Annotated in this window: 1 protein-coding gene; it reads right to left on the bottom strand. The window is 63.9% G+C overall.

Annotated features, from left to right (window positions below; all coding sequences use genetic code 11):
- Positions 1 to 1,173: elongation factor Tu (gene tuf / locus ACT54X_RS28750; RefSeq protein WP_476350048.1), on the bottom strand; the 1,173-nt coding region annotated here is incomplete at its 5' end.

The raw sequence follows: 1,173 nt of genomic DNA, 5'->3' as shown, positions 1-1,173 counted from the left end.
TTACTCGATGATCTTGGCCACGACGCCGGCGCCGACGGTACGGCCGCCTTCGCGGATGGCGAAGCGCAGACCTTCTTCCATGGCGATCGGGGCGATCAGCTTCACCGTGATCGACACGTTGTCGCCAGGCATCACCATTTCCTTGTCCTTCGGCAGCTCGATCGCGCCGGTCACGTCCGTCGTGCGGAAGTAGAACTGCGGGCGATAGTTGTTGAAGAACGGCGTATGACGGCCACCTTCGTCCTTGGACAGCACGTACACCTCGGCGGTGAAGTGCGTGTGCGGCTTGATCGAGCCGGGCTTGCACAGCACTTGGCCGCGCTCGACTTCTTCACGCTTCGTGCCGCGCAGCAGAATGCCGACGTTGTCGCCAGCCTGGCCCTGGTCCAGCAGCTTGCGGAACATTTCCACGCCGGTGCAGGTGGTCTTGATCGTGGGCTTGATACCGACGATTTCGATTTCCTCGCCGACCTTGATCACACCGCGCTCGACACGGCCAGTCACCACGGTGCCGCGACCCGAGATCGAGAACACGTCTTCCACAGGCATCAGGAAGGTGCCGTCCACAGCGCGCTCGGGCGTCGGGATGTAGGTGTCCAGGGCGTCGGCCAGCTTCATGATGGCTTCTTCGCCCAGCTTGCCCTTGTCGCCTTCCAGGGCCAGCTTGGCGCTGCCGTGGATGATCGGGGTGTCGTCGCCGGGGAAGTCGTACTTGTCCAGCAGTTCGCGCACTTCCATCTCGACGAGCTCGAGCAGCTCGGCGTCGTCGACCATGTCGCACTTGTTCAGGAAGACGATGATGTAGGGCACGCCCACCTGGCGGGCCAGCAGGATGTGCTCGCGGGTCTGGGGCATCGGGCCGTCAGCGGCCGAGCACACCAGGATGGCGCCGTCCATCTGGGCGGCACCGGTGATCATGTTCTTGACGTAGTCGGCGTGGCCGGGGCAGTCAACGTGCGCGTAGTGGCGGTTGGCCGTCTCGTACTCGACGTGGGCGGTGTTGATCGTGATGCCACGCGCCTTTTCTTCGGGCGCCGCGTCGATTTCGTCGTACTTCTTGGCTTCGCCGCCGAACTTGGCCGACAGCACCGTGGCGATGGCCGCCGTCAGGGTCGTCTTGCCATGGTCCACGTGACCGATGGTGCCCACGTTCACGTGCGGCTTGGTGCGTTC

The sequence above is a fragment of the Pseudacidovorax sp. DMC4 genome (assembly GCF_056314265.1).
Note: the sequence above shows the minus strand (reverse complement) of the source record. Positions and strands in the feature narration are given on the sequence as shown.